The organism is Stygiolobus caldivivus (assembly GCF_019704315.1).
Lineage (GTDB): Archaea > Thermoproteota > Thermoprotei_A > Sulfolobales > Sulfolobaceae > Stygiolobus > Stygiolobus caldivivus.
The window spans coordinates 2182566-2199214 of the sequence record NZ_AP024597.1; the positions used below are offsets into that span (position 1 = coordinate 2182566).

At 40.0% G+C, this 16649-nt stretch carries 16 protein-coding genes; 11 read left to right on the forward strand and 5 right to left on the reverse strand.

Annotation, left to right across the window (positions count from 1 at the left end; all coding sequences use genetic code 11):
* Positions 1–12: 12 nt before the first annotated feature.
* Positions 13–246, forward strand: a complete 234-nt coding sequence (locus tag KN1_RS10825) for a hypothetical protein (protein WP_221287574.1) — start codon at positions 13–15, stop codon at positions 244–246.
* Between the two features lie 39 nt (positions 247–285).
* Positions 286–762 (forward strand): hypothetical protein, encoded by a 477-nt coding sequence (locus KN1_RS10830; RefSeq protein ID WP_221287575.1) that lies wholly within the window; start codon positions 286–288, stop codon positions 760–762.
* 490 nt (positions 763–1252) lie between these two features.
* Here KN1_RS10830 and KN1_RS10835 read toward each other — a convergent pair whose 3' ends face one another.
* Entirely contained in the window at positions 1253–1480 is a 228-nt protein-coding gene (locus KN1_RS10835; protein ID WP_225905664.1) for a DUF1059 domain-containing protein, read from the reverse strand.
* Between the two features lie 87 nt (positions 1481–1567).
* Here KN1_RS10835 and KN1_RS10840 point away from each other — a divergent pair, with 87 nt between their 5' ends.
* The 6 genes from KN1_RS10840 to KN1_RS10865 all read left to right on the forward strand — a co-directional run bounded on the left by KN1_RS10840 (position 1568) and on the right by KN1_RS10865 (position 6869).
* Positions 1568–1924, forward strand: coding sequence for a DUF1059 domain-containing protein (locus KN1_RS10840; RefSeq protein ID WP_221287576.1), 357 nt, complete (start codon positions 1568–1570; stop codon positions 1922–1924).
* Between the two features lie 156 nt (positions 1925–2080).
* On the forward strand, positions 2081–2830 hold the full coding sequence (locus KN1_RS10845; protein ID WP_221287577.1) for an SDR family oxidoreductase: 750 nt from the start codon (positions 2081–2083) through the stop codon (positions 2828–2830).
* A 34-nt stretch (positions 2831–2864) separates the two neighbouring features.
* Positions 2865–3275: a tRNA (N6-threonylcarbamoyladenosine(37)-N6)-methyltransferase TrmO gene (gene tsaA / locus KN1_RS10850; protein WP_221287578.1), complete on the forward strand. Its 411-nt coding sequence runs from the start codon at positions 2865–2867 to the stop codon at positions 3273–3275.
* A 128-nt stretch (positions 3276–3403) separates the two neighbouring features.
* The gene (locus KN1_RS10855; RefSeq protein WP_221287579.1) at positions 3404–4009 is read left to right on the forward strand and encodes a hypothetical protein; all 606 of its coding nucleotides are present in this window, start codon (positions 3404–3406) and stop codon (positions 4007–4009) included.
* A gap of 46 nt (positions 4010–4055) precedes the next feature.
* The gene (locus tag KN1_RS10860; RefSeq protein WP_221287580.1) at positions 4056–5507 is read left to right on the forward strand and encodes a DUF973 family protein; all 1452 of its coding nucleotides are present in this window, start codon (positions 4056–4058) and stop codon (positions 5505–5507) included.
* Positions 5508–5615: 108 nt separating this feature from the next.
* Entirely contained in the window at positions 5616–6869 is a 1254-nt protein-coding gene (locus KN1_RS10865; protein WP_221287581.1) for an MFS transporter, read from the forward strand.
* Positions 6870–6873: 4 nt separating this feature from the next.
* On the opposite strand, the gene KN1_RS10870 is transcribed toward KN1_RS10865, so the two are convergent.
* From KN1_RS10870 to nrfD, 4 genes are all read right to left on the reverse strand, one after another.
* Positions 6874–7695: an SMP-30/gluconolactonase/LRE family protein gene (locus KN1_RS10870; protein ID WP_221290710.1), complete on the reverse strand. Its 822-nt coding sequence runs from the start codon at positions 7693–7695 to the stop codon at positions 6874–6876.
* Entirely contained in the window at positions 7679–7984 is a 306-nt protein-coding gene (locus tag KN1_RS10875) for a hypothetical protein (protein WP_221287582.1), read from the reverse strand. Before KN1_RS10875 ends, KN1_RS10870 begins: the two co-directional genes overlap by 17 nt.
* A gap of 453 nt (positions 7985–8437) precedes the next feature.
* Entirely contained in the window at positions 8438–9157 is a 720-nt protein-coding gene (locus KN1_RS10880; protein ID WP_221287585.1) for an IclR family transcriptional regulator, read from the reverse strand.
* 113 nt (positions 9158–9270) lie between these two features.
* Positions 9271–10341 carry an NrfD/PsrC family molybdoenzyme membrane anchor subunit gene (gene nrfD, locus KN1_RS10885; protein WP_221287586.1) on the reverse strand — a complete coding sequence of 357 codons (1071 nt, stop codon included), beginning with the start codon at positions 10339–10341 and terminating at the stop codon, positions 9271–9273.
* 126 nt (positions 10342–10467) lie between these two features.
* On the opposite strand from nrfD, the gene KN1_RS10890 reads away from it, so the two are divergent.
* The 3 genes from KN1_RS10890 to KN1_RS10900 all read left to right on the forward strand — a co-directional run bounded on the left by KN1_RS10890 (position 10468) and on the right by KN1_RS10900 (position 16641).
* A complete protein-coding gene (locus tag KN1_RS10890; protein WP_221287588.1) occupies positions 10468–11367 on the forward strand; it encodes a tetratricopeptide repeat protein in 900 nt (299 codons plus the stop codon).
* A gap of 78 nt (positions 11368–11445) precedes the next feature.
* Positions 11446–15759: a twin-arginine translocation signal domain-containing protein gene (locus tag KN1_RS10895; RefSeq protein WP_221287590.1), complete on the forward strand. Its 4314-nt coding sequence runs from the start codon at positions 11446–11448 to the stop codon at positions 15757–15759.
* Between the two features lie 42 nt (positions 15760–15801).
* Complete coding sequence (locus tag KN1_RS10900; RefSeq protein WP_221287593.1) at positions 15802–16641, forward strand: 4Fe-4S dicluster domain-containing protein; 840 nt, start codon at positions 15802–15804, stop codon at positions 16639–16641.
* The last annotated feature ends 8 nt before the right edge of the window (positions 16642–16649 follow it).

Genomic DNA, 16649 nt, shown 5'->3' on the forward strand with positions numbered 1-16649 from the left:
AATTCTAATACTATGTTATCTTTAAGCCAGTTACGAAATAGACTCATCTTTATTGTCCTCGAGGTGGTAGGTTTTTTACTGATCTATGTAGGTTTTAGGACTTCAGGTGTAGTCTCTGTAGTAACAGGTGTATCAGGTTTGCTAGTAGTAGTTATAGCTGCTGGCTATTTCACTAGGTGTAAACCAGAAAGAGTTGATGAAACTACTGACCAGACAAATGAGAAACATTTTTCCCAATCTACGTAGCGTTAAGTTTAATTTCTTGAAAAGTGGCTAGTAATATAGATGCCTAAGGAGTTAACTCCGTTAGAAAAATTACAATTGTTAGTTCCCGGGTACAGAGGGTATAAAGCTAAAGACTTAATACGTCAGGACGATTTTCTAGTTAGACAAGCTACAATTTTAAAGCTAGAAACAGCACTGACAAACCTCTCAAACTCTGAATCTCAAATAGTCAGGACAGATCCTTTCTCACCTCTTCTTAAAAATATAGAAGATACTATCTCACAAATAAGGACTATCATAGGATTACTTAACTCTGCGCAAGGTGGTGGTGCGGACATATATGCAAGGTATAAAATTTTCACAGAACAACTCGATGAGATTTATAAGAACGACTTACAGATGGTGAGTATTGCAGACCAAATAGTAACACTTTCTAATTTTCCCGACCAAGTCTATCAAATAAAATCACTTCTCGGTAACTTAAAGACTGTCTTATTGAATAGGACTAAGCTATTATTTCCACCAGAAACCAGGTAAAAAGTTAGCATCGTTTTTACTCTCTATCTTTTGAAAGTAGAAAGTTAACTTAGGTCTCTTGTTAAGCCATAAGTTTCTACAAGATTGCTTCATAAAACCTATTATACTCAGTTAGACACTAAAGGGCAAGTCTTCCATCATATTCGCGATGAATACGTATACTAGTTAATTACTATTGTCTTTATAAACTAGTGCTATCAAAACCCTCTCCTTCATCAACCTCTCATGGTCATCAGAACGAGTAGTACCTTTTGGATTAACTGGGACTAAGTTAAAACCCAACCTTAACTATACCATGAGTAAGCAGTTGCTTATTAGTGAACTTACTAATATCTTTTTATAATTTGTTAATAGCAAATAACGTAGAGTTACTCTATATATGATTAAGTTAATAACAGCAGATAAATCTCGATTATACCCATAAAAATTATTCGAACCAACTTCTTTAACAAAAAGAGTTAAAAGAAATTAAAAAAGTCTAAACTAACTTCTATTTTTTCTTTATATTTTTCTTTATATTTTCTATTAAATCTTGGTTTATCTGTTTTAATCCGTGAGCTTTTTCCGCATGAATCTTAATGATCTGTAATAATTCGTCTTCACTTGAGGCTCCTTTGACTTGATATCCACATTTCATGCCTATATCTTCACAGCTAAAGCTGTACTTCTTTTTACCGAATAGCATAAAATTTACATAATAACAGAGGTATATCTTCATGTGTTAAAAATAATTTAACATAAATGTCGATATAAAGATAAAAATTTCTAACATTAGCTTAATACGATTATCACGGCACTTATTTCAATGAAATATAACTTCAGCTGTGCGGATATAGGAATGAACTGCGGGTACCAGATCAAGGGTGCATCGAGTGAAGACGAGTTATTGGAAGAATTAAAGATACATGCTAAAATGTCTCACGGGTTAACCTCAATCCCAGCAGACGTATTAGATAAAATAAAGAAAAATATAAAGAAAAGTGGAAAGTACAGTTTTAGCTGTGCTGATGTAGGGATGAAGTGTGGATTCGAGATAGTAAATGCTGATACTGAGGAAGAACTATTAAATGAGTTAGCAATACACGCTAAATTAAGTCATAATATGACTTCAATTCCTCAGGACACCCTAAATGCGATAAAGTCCAAAATAAAAGTCATGTAATTTTTTATTTATTAATTAACGCGTTTATTTAGAATGTGATTACTATTTACTAACTTTTCTTAGACAAAGATTATATAGATGATATTTCCCCCCTTTGATGGTATTATATATTCTCGCTTATTAACTTTTTAGCCCATTTATTTACCACGATCTTCAATGAAGTACGCGATCGTAACTGGGGGGTCTAGGGGGATAGGCAGGGCTATAGCTGAGACTTTGAATGAAGAAGGCTATAAGACAATAATACTTTATAACTCTTCTCAGGAAAAGGCTAAAGAATTAGAAGAAAAAGGAATTATAACAATAAAATGCGATGTCTCAAATAGAGATAGTGTAAAAGGAGCTAAAAAAGAGGTCGAGAAAATAACTGATAAAATCCATGTTTTAGTTAACAACGCTGGGCTATGGTACCTAATGCCGTTCGAGAGGTTCGATGAGGACAAGTATGAAAAAATGTTAAAGGTTAACCTTAATGGATTGATATACGTTACTTATGAATTCCTGCCCCTGCTCAAGAACGCGGGCGGTTCCTCAATTATTAATATTGCATCTAATGCTGGAATAGGGACTGCGGCTGAAGGTACAACGTTTTATGCAATAACTAAAGCTGGGGTCATTATACTTACCAGAAGGCTAGCCTTTGAGTTAGGTAAATATGGTATAAGGGTAAATGCTGTAGCTCCGGGGTGGATAGAGACTGATATGACAATTGGTGGTAAGAGTCAAGAAGAAATAGAGAAATTGAGAGAAAATTTTAGAAATAAGACAGTCCTCCATACTACAGGTAAACCTGAGGATATAGCTTACATAGTTTCCTTCTTAGCATCAGAAAAGGCAAGATATATTACCGGACAAGTCATCGTAGCCGATGGGGGTAGAATAGACAATTTAACCCACTCAGTTTAGGAATATTTTTATTATTACGCCAATGTATGAAAACGTGGATTGCTGTTTTAAGTATATAGGCTATGTTAGAAGAGAAGATAATTCAGCCAGTAGGGACAATTTAGTAAAAGTTATAATTAACGAAGAATTTGAAGACGGGCTAATAGGAATAGAGGAATTTTCCCACCTAATAATAATTTACCACTTACATCAGGCTACTTTTGACGGTAGGGTAAAGAGGGTTAGGGATGGTAAAGAAATAGGTGTCTTTGCTACGCGTTCCCAATTCAGACCTAACCCCATAGGTATATCTGTAGTATCCCTCATAAGGAGAGAAGGAAACGTGTTGATAGTCAAGGGGATTAACGCAATCGATGGGACTCCAGTATTAGACATTAAACCCTATGATACGTGGGATAGGGTTGACAGTCCTAAGGTCCCTCATTGGCATAATGGGGGAAAGTAAGAGAAAATTAAAATTATTTTTCAATTTTTAAATTTATGTTCTGAAATAACAATAAGGTTGATTGAATTGATGTAAAGAGATAATATTAAATAGAAAAATTAATAATCCTTAGTGCAAATAGTGTATATGTGATAATCTTTTTAAATGGTGACGGTAATCAATATATATCATCATATAGAGATAAATTTGCCTCTGTTCCAGTCGATATCATAATTTATGCGCCTAAAGTTAAACTTGCGGACTTCGAGAGAATCCTAACAGAAATTGCGCTTGGAGAGGAATTAAGGATCCCGATGACCTTAAAAGACCTTTACAAACTCCTAGTATTTGCTGATAAAGTTAAGACTTCAAAATATGTTTTGAAGTACAGTGAGAGCCTGAACTCTATGTATATAGAGGAGGACGATTCTAACTTGTTAGGTAGGTTATTCAAAAGAAGCAAAGATGTGTTCTTACCTTCGTCAGCTTTCTTTTACTCGAAGAGTAAATTAGTAATATATCGTAAAGATAAGATTATAACAATATTTTCACTAGATGGTATCAAAAAAGTAGATAAAATTTATGATAAAATAATAGAATTAGTAAATAATATTTACTCGTCTAAAGTGTATATCTATATAGATAAATTTAACAGCTTAACCAATGTTATCCCCGTAATTATAGATAATGTAAATAGAAAAGGAGTAGATGATGTCAGAATATATATTAAGAATAATGATGTTAAATTGATATAATTTCCTATCATAACTTATTTATTGATAAGATAAAAACAGAACAATTATGGCAAAATATTGTAGGAAGTGTAAAGTAACATTACCAGATAATTACACCACTTGCCCGCACTGTAATGGTCAATTAATTCCCATTCCAGACTTCTTGGCCCCATTTATTACTTTATATAGAAACCCTTTAGTTCTAAAGCTAATCAACAGTACCATAGAGCAACACAGATGGGGGTTTACGTTATCCCTAACATTTTACATTAATAGGTCTATGAGCATAAGTGGTGTACAACTCCTCCTCAATAACGTCATATCTACTGAAGTTAATCCAAGAGTATTAAACGTTGGAGTAAACAGCATTTCAATTACCTTCAGGTTACCTTTTCCTCAGACAAATATGATCCCTATTAGAATATATTTTTCCACTGGTGAATATATTGATATCAAACTAGGAATAGTCGGGTACACTACACCTCAGCCCGTTCCCTTTAATAACCGCCCCCAACCATTTACACCCTCCCTCCCTAGCATAGACCAATGGGATCCTAAATTATGGGTAGGAAAGAATATAGGAGTGTATAACATAATTTCAGTAATAGGAGAAGGTGGGACGAGCTATATACTTAAGGGAGTATATGAGAATACGTCTTACGCAATAAAGGTCTTAAAATTAGGTTCCAGTAATAGGGGTACGACTATAGTTAAAGGTTATTATTACGATCTACAAGTAGAAGCCTCTAACCTCATAGCCCTCTCCAACAGTAAGTATACTGTAAAGATCTATGCTGTAAATATAGATCAGAATTTGATTAAAGAGATCTTGAAGGGCAATAGAGAGCTCTACTTGAGGGATCCGCCCCGATTAATAATGGAATTAATGGAAGGGGGGACTGTTATGGACCTCTTTAATAACCCCAACGTTAGATATTCTTCCTTCTGGAGAAAGATCGTGTACTCCATTATCGCTGAAAGTTCACTCGCTTTGGACCACATACACAAGCAAGGTTATGTCCATTTGGACATAAAACCCCAGAACATTTTCATTTCTAAGCCCTTAGGGAAGACCGGGGAAGAGGTTTACAATAGAATTAGAGGTATGATCAGGATAGGAGATCTAGGAAGTGCTAGTAGAATAGGCGGAAGTATAAAACAGTTGACCGTCGAATATGCACCCCCAGACCAATTAGAAAATGCTGTGAGCGGAAAGGGTGCCGACCCTTCAATGGACATATTTGCTTTAGGTGTTGTTACGTATTTGCTCCTTACCGGAAAGAATGACAGACCTGATATGACTCTTCTCAATGAGGGAGTGGACTACTACGTTAAAAGCGAAGTGGGGAGAGCGTTAGCTAAGGCAAAAGAGGCTAAATATTACTTGTGTAAGTGGGGTATTTCTATACCTATGATAGAGAAAGAGGTCTTTCACGTCATAAACAATATGCTGTCTTGCGACCCTAGATCAAGACCTAAAGCCAGCGAGGTGTATTCGGTCTTTTCTAGATATATCTAACGTAAACTAGTCTTAGAAATAACCTTTAGGTCTCTAAAGTAAGTAGAGTACAACTCCATTTAACATTTCAACAAACTTTTTAAAATTAGTAAGTCCATTTAAGCAAGAATGATAAAGTACAAAGACACAAGGTGGATGTGGCTAGTATTACCTTTTAACGCTTCTACCGGTTCCTTGTCAACTCTCATAACCCTCCAAATATTAACTTTAGGAGGAAACGCTTTAGACGTGTCCTTTGCCTTGTCATTAAGCAATGCAGTGCTAATCCCCTCGTCCTTGTTTTGGGGTTTTATGGCTGACAGGATGGACAGAAAGAAACAGATACTCATCAGTATGGGCGGTACTTCGGCGTCATTGTTACTTATGCCTTTAGCTAACTCGATCCCACTACTAGCCATTAATTACTCTCTAATCACTTTTATGAGCACAGCGTCTACGACTCCTTTTAACTTACTAGTGATGGAGTCTGCAGAAAAGAAACACTGGGGACAGCTCTTTTCAAGGTTCTCTTTCTTATCCTCGATGGGTATGCTAACCAGCCTTATCTTGTCTACAATTCTAGTAGTTTTTCTAAAGATCTATGAAATAGAAGAAATACTAGGTATAATAGCCTTAGCTACTCTGATCGCAGGAATAAAGCTCATACCGAGACCTATACTCACGTTCGAAAGAGTGGCTATCCTACACCATAAAGAATCATTTCTCACCAGGATGAGGCACCTGCCCATGATGTTTCTACATATACCCAACCCGCATTCTTTTAAGATATTTTCGTGGAGAAGAATTAAGACAAAGCCCACGAATTATATACCTTTACTCTACCTAGGTATTGTAACTTTTTACATAAGTAGCGGTATATTTAACACTGTATACCCTGCAGGTCTCTATGTTAAAGGCTTGGATAAATCCGGAGTACTAACAGTCATCACGGTAGGTATGGTCTTTCAAATCATAGGTTTTAAGGTGTCTGGGCTACTACTTGAAAAAGCCGAGGAAAAAAAGATAGCTTATCTATCCCTTTTACTCAGGGGCTTATCATACTCCGTATTGGGCGTTTTTGCACAAGTATTTTTCGGTTTACCTATTTTCATTTCAGGCTTGATCTTCTACCCTCTAGCAGCAGGTATTGCATATTCCCTGTTCTATTCCTCGTCTACGACCCTAGTGTTTAAGATAGTAGGTGAGAGAAGCCAAGGAAAAGGATTGGGTGTTTATAGTACTGTGGTTGGGGTCTCACTTTTCTTAGGCTCTTTGCTATCTGGGTATTTTACGCACTATATTGGTTACGGAGTTGATTTCATGATAGCGGGGTCGTTGCTCGTTATTGACGCTATTTTGTTCAAGTATCTTGAAGAAGGTTGAGCAATTACACATCACATTCAAACGTCTCCGTCCCTTTTACATCACTTTCCACAGCATATACATACCCTCCGTCAGGCTCATCGTTAGCAGTCGTGATGAACAAGGTCTTTAAATCTGGACCGCCGAAAGTTACAGACGTCGTATGAGACGCCGGGACTCTAATTTCTCCTACTATCTCTCCCTTAGGGCTTATCCTTAGGACTCTACCTCCTCCGTATAGCGCTACCCATAAATACCCCTCTGAGTCGACTGTCATCCCATCCGGTACACCATCGTATCTAGTCAGGTCTACTAAGACCTTTCTATCTCTTATCTCGCCGGAGGTCAAGTTAAATGCGAATTCAAATACCTTCTTGGTAGGCGAATCAATATAATACATTTTAGTATTATCTATGTTCCAACCTAAGCCGTTGGATATTGTGACACCCTCTAGTACTTTCCTAAGTTGTAAGTGTTTGTCCAGCACGAAAAGCGCACCGGTAGGGTATTTTTCCTCTAGGTTCATAGTCCCTACCCAATACCTCCCCATCGCGTCACATTTCCCGTCGTTAAACCTGTTCCGGCTATCCCAGTCCCTAACTTCATATATTAGCCTTATATCGTCTCCTATTACGTGATAAAACCCCCTACCTGATGTTACTATCAGTCCCCCTTTTTTGTACGGTTGTAGCGAGCTAACGTATGAGCCAATCTTTTTCATTATTTCATGTTTACCGTGACGTAAACTGTGGATTTCTCCCCTTAAGATATCCACAAAGTATAAGGTATCTCTGTACCAAACCGGCCCTTCGTAGAGCCTCCCTTTATTATCAACCACTTTCTTGATCACTTAAAACACCCCTTTCTTCTACATTTCCTTCCAAATCCTCAAAAAATACTTTACCGTCTTTGGTAACGACTATGTAGCCTGCTCTATCACCGCACTTGTAAGGTAACGCTAAAGACGCGTTTTCTGTCTTAACGTTTTCGACTGCGAAAACGGGTGAAAGAGTATCATCTAGTTCAAGCGCCAAACATTCTCTCACTAAAGACTGTAATTCATTAAGGAGGCGGTTTAGTAACTTATCATATTCAATTGCTAGCTCTCTCATCCTCTCAATATCTTCTGTTCTCATACATTGATCATGAGTAATAGTAACTATTATTTCTCATTGAAATAGACCATAGTGTCTTACCAACCTATAAACTGTATATGAAAGGGATCCCTTTCCCAGAGCGACGGTGTAAGAAAAAGGACTTAACACGCCTTAGTACTGTGAAGAGACTTAATAGCTTAGTGACAACCTTGTGAAATATACTCGGTTAGTTTGTAAAGGACAACAGGAGCTCTAGCCTAAAGTATACGCATTCGCTATGAATACGACGAAGCACTTGCCCTTTAGTGCTTGACTGAGTATAAATTAGCAAGTAATATAAAATTATGGCGGTGATCCGATCTTACTTAAATAAAAGTTAAAGAAGAATAAATCTAGTTTCATGAACATTAAGTTGGGAATATTCTAAGCATTCAAAAAGGAGGAAAAATTAAGGAGTAAGGAGATCAGAACATAGCAAGTTCTTCACAGTTTTTATTGTTTTTTAGTTAGATTACTGTTAGTACAAACCATTCTCTTTATGCATTCACAAGAGAAATTAAGCCTTAGCCCTTCTTTTGTACAATCCATAGCTATAGCATAAGGCTCTCCATTTTCTCTAAAACCAATAACCCCTCTACATGATGGCGTAATTGGTATGGGAGGGAAAATCTTAAGCATATAGAAGGCAATTATCTTTTTTGACGTATCTGAGAGATCATCAGCAAAAGGATATAGGAAAGCTGCTAGTGAAGTAGGATGATTAAAGCATAGGTTATCGACATTGAATCTGCCTTCATCAGATAGCTTTACTATCTCGTTCAGAAAAGTATAAATTTCACTATCAGACCCCTCATACTTCCACTCCTCCTTAAGTTTTATAGATACTAGCCTTTTGATCCTCTCATCTCCTTCACTACGAAATACAGCGATAAGGCCCTTAGGTGTAATGTAAAAGCTCCTATAACCCATCTTAACATAGCCTTCTTTTGCCAACTTCTTCAATATCCTCCACGCCGTAGCTGAAGGTAGATCACATTCTTGAGATAAGCGATAGGAAGATATGGGCCCTAAGATAACCATTTTATACAGCACCTTGACCTCTTTGACTGAAAGTTTAGCTGAGAGGACTGCAAAAAAGTGAAACTTGAAATGGTCTAATATAAACCTTACGTGCTCTAACACGAATAATACCAGTGATAGTTCGCCAGGCATAAATTTTTTGCCCCTTATTTTAATAATAATAATGTAGATTTAAAAAGATTATGGATATATTAATTTAATTAAAACTATTTTTACAAGAAAATAACTAAAAAACTTACCTTTACTTAACCTCTCCAACCGAAACTACCTATAGGTATAGGCTGGTTACTCACGATCTGGAATGGAGTTTGAGGAGCAGTCTGGTAAGCATATTGGCCAGCAAACAGAATATCAGCCCTAGTTAAGAATGCGGCAACTATCGCAAATATTGCTGCTACTAAGATAGCATACTTTAATGCACTAGGGAGGTCTGCTGGTTTAGTCTCCCCTCCTAAAGCTTTCTGCCCCTTTAATGAAGGGTTAAATAATACAGCCAGATAAGGCCCAGAGAATAGGTACCCAACACCAGATATTAACACTGCAAGACCAGAAAGTATTAGGTCTGCGTAGAAAGTAGCTTGGGAGAGCAGGTAATCATATGCTACCTCATCAAAGACGTTAATGTAATTTACCGTGGCTAGGAATAGAAACCAAGAGACCAGTTCTGCTATCCCCGAGAAAGCTAACAGCTTGGCCATTAACCTCCTAGCCATTACCCCCTCATCACCTTTAGTAAAGAAAGCAAGTACATACCCTATACCTGCACCTACAAATACTCCTCCTGCCAAAAATAGTACGGGCAGACCAGCGTTATTCCAGAACGGTATACCTGTAGTAGCTGCCAGCTCGAAGCCACTATATACTGTAGAGAACAGCCCGAACAACATACCAAGTGTTGCGAAAGTAACTCTCAGCCATACTTTTTTAACGGAAAATAGAACTGAAATAGTGTATAGGAGCGAAAATAACAGCAGTCCGCTGACGAAGATTATGCCCCTAGCCATCCACGAGTTGTAAAAATTAGCTAAAGCCTCTAGGGGGGCTGAAACTCCAGCTAGAGGTCTTCCTAAGTCGTATGCAAAGAAGGCAAATGCTAAGATAGTAGATACAAAAGCTACAGGCCCTCCCTTCTTAGCCATTGAAGGATATTTGCCAGTGTATTCCAAAACTCCGAGGATCGCCATTAGCATCCCGGCGACTTCAGTAAAGTAAAGGGCCAGTGCCACTTCTTCTCCCCATACAGGGTACTGATTTATCTGGATTATTGGCGATTGTACGCCATATGGCTGCGGTGTCGGAGCTGTAAATAACCCCATCTCTAATCGTGTGTTAATTAACTAATTTTTTAAATAAACCTTCACTCCGGAAAATTAATATGAATGATTATACATATTTTTAAGCACTCGTAAGGTTATTATACTCTCGGTATCAAAACCCGTAATGTGGAATTAGAAGAATTAATATCACAAGGTAAGTATGAGGAAGCATTAAAGCAAATAACTGGGGGAGACGAAGAGTCAAGACTAACTAGGGCATTCATATTAATTAAGGCCAAAAAATATGAGGAAGCTTTGCATGAGTTGAAAGCTATAGGTAGGAGTGAGGCAAACTACCTTAGATTTGAGGCATATAGAGCACTGGGTAAAGATAAGGAAGCTGAAGAGGAAATAAAGGAAGGGATAAGTAAGTCTCCATATAATCATGTTCTATACTATACTCTTGCAGACTACCAGTTCAGTTTAGGTAAACTGAAAGAGGCTTTAGAGAATATAAATAAAGCGCTTGAAATAATGCCTCTAAGCTATGATTATAAGTACCTAAAGGCTAGAATACTCTTCGCTTTAGATGAATATGAAGACGCAATTATTTATCTTAATGATGTCTTAGCACTAAACCCTAAAGATGTAGAAGCTAGACTAATGAAAGCCTTATGTTATTATAATGTTGGCCTAAAGATGGACGCTCTATCGGAGGTTAATAAAGCAATAGACCTCAAGAAAGATGACCCGACATTGCATGCATTAAAGGGGAAAATTTATTATGAGACTGGTTTCTACAAACTGGCTTTATCCGAATATAAGACAGCGTATAGGCTAAACCCGAATAACTCAGACTACTCTTATCAGGTTTCATTATGTTACTACGTTTTATCCCTAAACCAAGACGCATTAATGTTCATAGATAAAGCTCTGGCTCTGGATCCTGAAAACCCCCAATACCTTGTCCTTAAAGCTAGGATAATGAAAGCACTAGGAGACATTTCAACAGCTAGAGTGTTCGCAGAGAAAGCTGTTAATGTAGACCAGAAAATGAAGAGCCAGCTAGAAGATATTTTATTTTAATATATGAACACTCAGTTATATTAATAAAGTGAAGTGAAACTATATATAATGAGGTAAATTAACCATGTTTTGAGAGAAATGAGTAATTTAAAGCTGACGAGGAGGGACTTTTTAAAAGTAAGCGGAGTCACGGCAGCGGCTACTGCCATACTCCTTAATTCAGGGTCGATAGCTAGTAAATTATTTAACTCGCAAGAAGAAGGTTATCACTATACGCTGAATTACCCTTCTGACGAAGTAGTTTACGGTAACTGTTTCCAGTGTCTGGGCAGGTGCTCTCTAGAGATAGTGAGAACCCCTACCGGTTTTCCGAGGTTCATAACGGGGACAATAGGCTGGCATATAAACGACGGCGGTGTATGCCCAAGGGGAGCATCTGATGTTTATTACTATTTTGCTCCAGCTAGGCTAAGGTTCCCGTTAATCAGAGCCGGTGACAGAGGTTCGGGTAAATGGATGGCTATAGATTACGACACGGCGATCGATATAATAGTCAACGGTGCGAGTGCCCCGAGCTGGAGTAAGATAGGCCTCAACCCACAGCAACTAGGTGTAGGTAACTTCCCTGGCTTAAAAACGATAAGGGAGACCAACCCCCACGCATTAGCCTATTTCCAAGGAAGAGACCAGTTAGTCCCGGGCATAGATGCAGGTTTCTTCGCAGGTAATTTCGGGACAGCTAACGCAGGTGCCCACGGTGGGTTCTGTTCAATGAATGTCTATACAGCAGGAGTATATGTCACCGGGGCACCCGTATGGGAGTACGCTGGACCGGATGAAGAAAGAGCACAGTATTTCATACTCGCTGGGCTAGCCGGAGACCATTTCCCTAACTGGATGAGAAGGATAATAGCTAGAATTAGAGAAAATGGAGGAAAAGTGGTAACTATAGCCCCTGAAAGGTTTGGGTTCTATTCAGTCTCAGATGAGCACTTATTCGTTAACCCGGCAACTGATGGAGCATTGGCAATGGGTTGGATAAGAGTATTAGTTGACTTTCATTACTATGTGTATAAAGCATATTTATCAAGCAACGGGCAAGGTTCTCAAGTCTTAAACCCGCAGACCTTACAGCCCGTTTCCCCCGCATATGATACGTCTTCCGGTCAACTGATAATGCAGACAATAACTCCCAGCGGACAAGTTGTACAACTACCCCAATTAGGCGATATCCCCTCTACTGCCGTATTCCCTCATATAGATGAGGAGTTCCTCAGATACTACACTAACTTATCTTGGTTAGTAATAGTAAATCCGAATCCACAAAACGGTGACTGTTTAGACCCCAGCGACCCCAGTGCGGATAATAACGTAGGGTTGCACCTCAGGATGCCCGTCCAAAATAAACAATATGTATCAGCTCATCCGTGGCTGGAAGCCATAATGGGTTCAGACGGTAACGTTTACTCATATGTTGATACTCCTTGGCAGAACAACGTAATGCCGATCCTGACATTAGACGAATTACCTCAAAATATGCAATCTCAAATAGTGCAAGTCCCCTATAAACTAAAGAACGGACAAACAGTTAAAGTCCCTGCTATACAAGTCACAGTTCCTAAAGCATTAGGTTCAAGTGATACGATAACCGTGACCGTGACTACCGCCTTCGAGCTCTTGAGGGCTGAACTCCTGAACTACGACCCTTACACTCCGAGCGGACAAACACCGCAATACGGTGCCCTAAGTGTAGCAGAGGTAACCGGTATACCCCATACCACGGTAGTGAGGATTGCTAATGAGATTGCAACTACGGCATTTCAGAAGTCCATATACGAGCCGGTAAAGTGGATCGACTATCTGGGTAGGTTCCATGACCACGTCGTCGGGAGACCTGTGTCGATATACTTTATGAGGGGCTTGGCAGGCCATGCAAACGGTTTCATGAGTGCAGCCGCGATGTATTATCTAGTGCTAATGGTCGGTGCATGGGACAACCCAGGTGCTGACCTCTATAAGTACCCATATCCACATTACTTCCCTGGAGTTGCTGTCCCACCTCACCCCTTAGCTAATACTCCGACAATTGACCCTGATATAGCAAATGCAACTAGCGGAATGACATTAAGTAACCCCAAGACTAGGTCAGGCTTCTTAAAGACCGAATATATATACAATGACGGCACTGTAGATATCAAGAGCGTAAAGATAGTAGGAGCCGGTCCCTACGGGTTCCCAGATGGGCCGGATGACCTCGTGATATACAAGAACGGCAGACCCCTTCTGGTAGATAGGGGATATAGCTGGGAGTTGCCGTTAACTACTCAGCGCTCTATTTCAGCAGTTGCCTATACAGCGTATTTAATGAATAAGTATCCAAATATGGTAGTCCCGTATAAAGTCCAGGCAATGCTATGGTATATTACCGCACCATACTGGAATAACGCCTATTCATTAACAGACATATTACAGAAAGTCACGGAGAAAGACCAGAACGGTAACTACGTAGTCCCATTTAACATTAGTGTGGACTTGTTTATGCAGGAGACCGATAACGTGGTAGACCTTGTCATCCCAGACTTGTCCTTCCTCGAAATATACGGTTTCCATTCGATATATGACAGACCCACGAGCCTCCCTCAAGGTCCGTCAGACTCCCTCAACTGGCCCGTATTGCCCGCGATGTACCCCGTACTATCTAACGGGGATTTCATGCTGACACTAGCTTGGATCCTCAGGATATACCCGAAACAAGGTGACACCATCGACCCTACAAAATGTCCTCACTACACGACTCAAGACCCAGTAACCGGGCTACCACTGGTGAGCCCGGTAACTATTCACGACCCAGTAACCGGCACCCCAATATTACAACAAGGGCAGCCGGGAATGATATCCACTGGGATGTACATATTAAAGTCCGGTACATTATTAGCAGGGTACGGTGACAATTTCCAGTACATATTGGCTAATGATAAGGGTTCGCCAACACCCAATCCCCAACAACTGAAGTTATATGCCTCATTTGTACCTAACGGGGCTAACCAGCAGGACATCATTAACCAGATACTGAATAGTGTACCTCAAGGACAAACTTTCTCTACCGCGACAACTTATAAGATCTCAGCTAGCCAGAGGTCTTCTGGTATCGAACATTACTTCAGGGTCCCAGTCCAGTTCCAGCCCGGGCTACAGCAGATGTTAGAAGACATAATAAACACATACGCTCAGGGAAAGATGACGATAGACGAGATAAACCCGGGATATGTTAAGGTAGGAAAAGGCGGTGCAGTTTACGTCTTACCACCCTCTATCAGGTACATGAGAAATGTCAACATGTTCTACTTCCTTGGCTGGGGTAAGTTCATGCCGGGTGGATACGGAGGAATAGGGTTACCTTTCGTGCATAGGATATACCTAGAGTATCTACAGAAGTTTAGACTGGCTGCTGCAGGTAAATGGACTGGGTATAATGCAGCTTACTATTACTACTATACTTTAACCGGCAATACGAGCTTCTTAATAAGGAGTGTTTTACCCAATGATTCTTACGGCCAAGCACTATCCAAGACGATACTAGACTACCATAGACCCTTCGGCGGTTATTATCCTCCGCCAGCATGGAACTCTGATATCACGCCTGACGGTATCGACCTCAACGAATACCCGTTAACATTCTTTGTCAGGAGACACGATAGGACATATCATACTTGGTCGTTCAATGTCCCGTGGCTGATGGCTATTATGCCCTATACGCCAATTATGTTAAGTTCGGCTGACCCTTACGTACAGAGCATGGGGATTAAATCGGGTGACTTCGTCCAGTTCGAGGCAATTAATGAACCTTGGTCAGGCGGGCTGAGGACCACACTAACCGGAATTGCATTCTTAGATAACGCCACTAGGCCTGGAGCGGCGTGGGTAATAGTGTCTTCCCAAGCGTTACCGGGCTTCAGGGGTATGACTAGTGAGTCACCGCAAGTTAAGTACAGCGTCTTAAACAACTGGGCTAATATCTTATATATGCCTGAGTCGAGAGGTGGAAAGCTATCCCCTCAAACAGACGGGGCGTATCCGGTAATGTACCTAGACCCGATAACTGGACAAACCGCTTGGCACGACAGTAGGATTAAAATTGTAGGAGTAGCCAGCGGAGCCACTAAAGTGCAAGTAACAGCTAACAAATTCACGTACATGGGACAAGACTTTTCAAACCAAGATATCCTCACTGTGATAATGAACCAGCTTGGTGGGCAAATTAACGTTAGTGGGACGTCTAATGGAGCTCCCTTCGCCCAGCCCGTCGATGTACCACATTTGAGATTTGACGCAAACAATATGCAGAATACTTCCATATGGAGCTTTGTGGCCCCGTATTCACTGGCGCAAAACAACTACCAATTAGGTAACTACAAGATAAGGTACGGTTTCGCAGGTGAACCCACAAGTTAGGTTCTTTTTTCGTGAATTTTCCTCAAGAGGTGAAAAGTCCGCATGTCCTCAAACCAAAATCCCCAAATCACTCTAAATATAAGAGAAGGAGGAGTTGAACACAGCCTACCATATCATAATAAAAAGAATTATGCGATAATAACAGATCTAAATAAGTGCTTCGGCTGTGCAGGGTGTCAGATGTCTTGTAAGGAATGGAACACCTCAGGTATGTTTGGGCCTCTCCCAGACCTCAACCCCTATGGAGACCTAGATGTCATGTTTTGGCTCAGGGTAATGTACGTAGAAGTAGGTAACTACCCGCAGACAAAGGTATACAACATCCCGATCAACTGTTTCCACTGCATGGACGCACCATGTGTCCCGGTATGCCCAGTAGGGGCTACCTTTAAGAGAGAAGAAGACGGTATTGTGCTAGTGGATTACACTGAATGTATAGGGACTAAATATTGCATCTATGCTTGTCCTTATGGTAATAGATTCTTCGACTATGTTGAAGGTGTGACCAAGAAATGTACGCACTGTTTTGACAGAATATACGACCCGACATTACCTCCCGAAGAGAGGATCCCGGCGTGTATCCACGGGTGTATGGTTCAGGCTAGGATTTGGGCAGATAGGCTAGACCCGACAGACCCGGGTAATATACTGTTCGTAGACAAGGGCGGTTTTGTCCTAGGCCCTGAAACCGGAGCCAACCCGGCAAGCGGTTATCTACCCTGGCGTAGTAACTACGCTGCAGACAATGACGTAGAGTTGTTAAGTGAATCTGAATATTATAATGTCTGGACATCAAACGGTGTAGTCATTTTAGGTGCTCAAGGAAATAACTCGACGTATACGGAACAAAACCAGTCCTCATCTTCTAATTCCTCAAGTTAAGGTGTTTT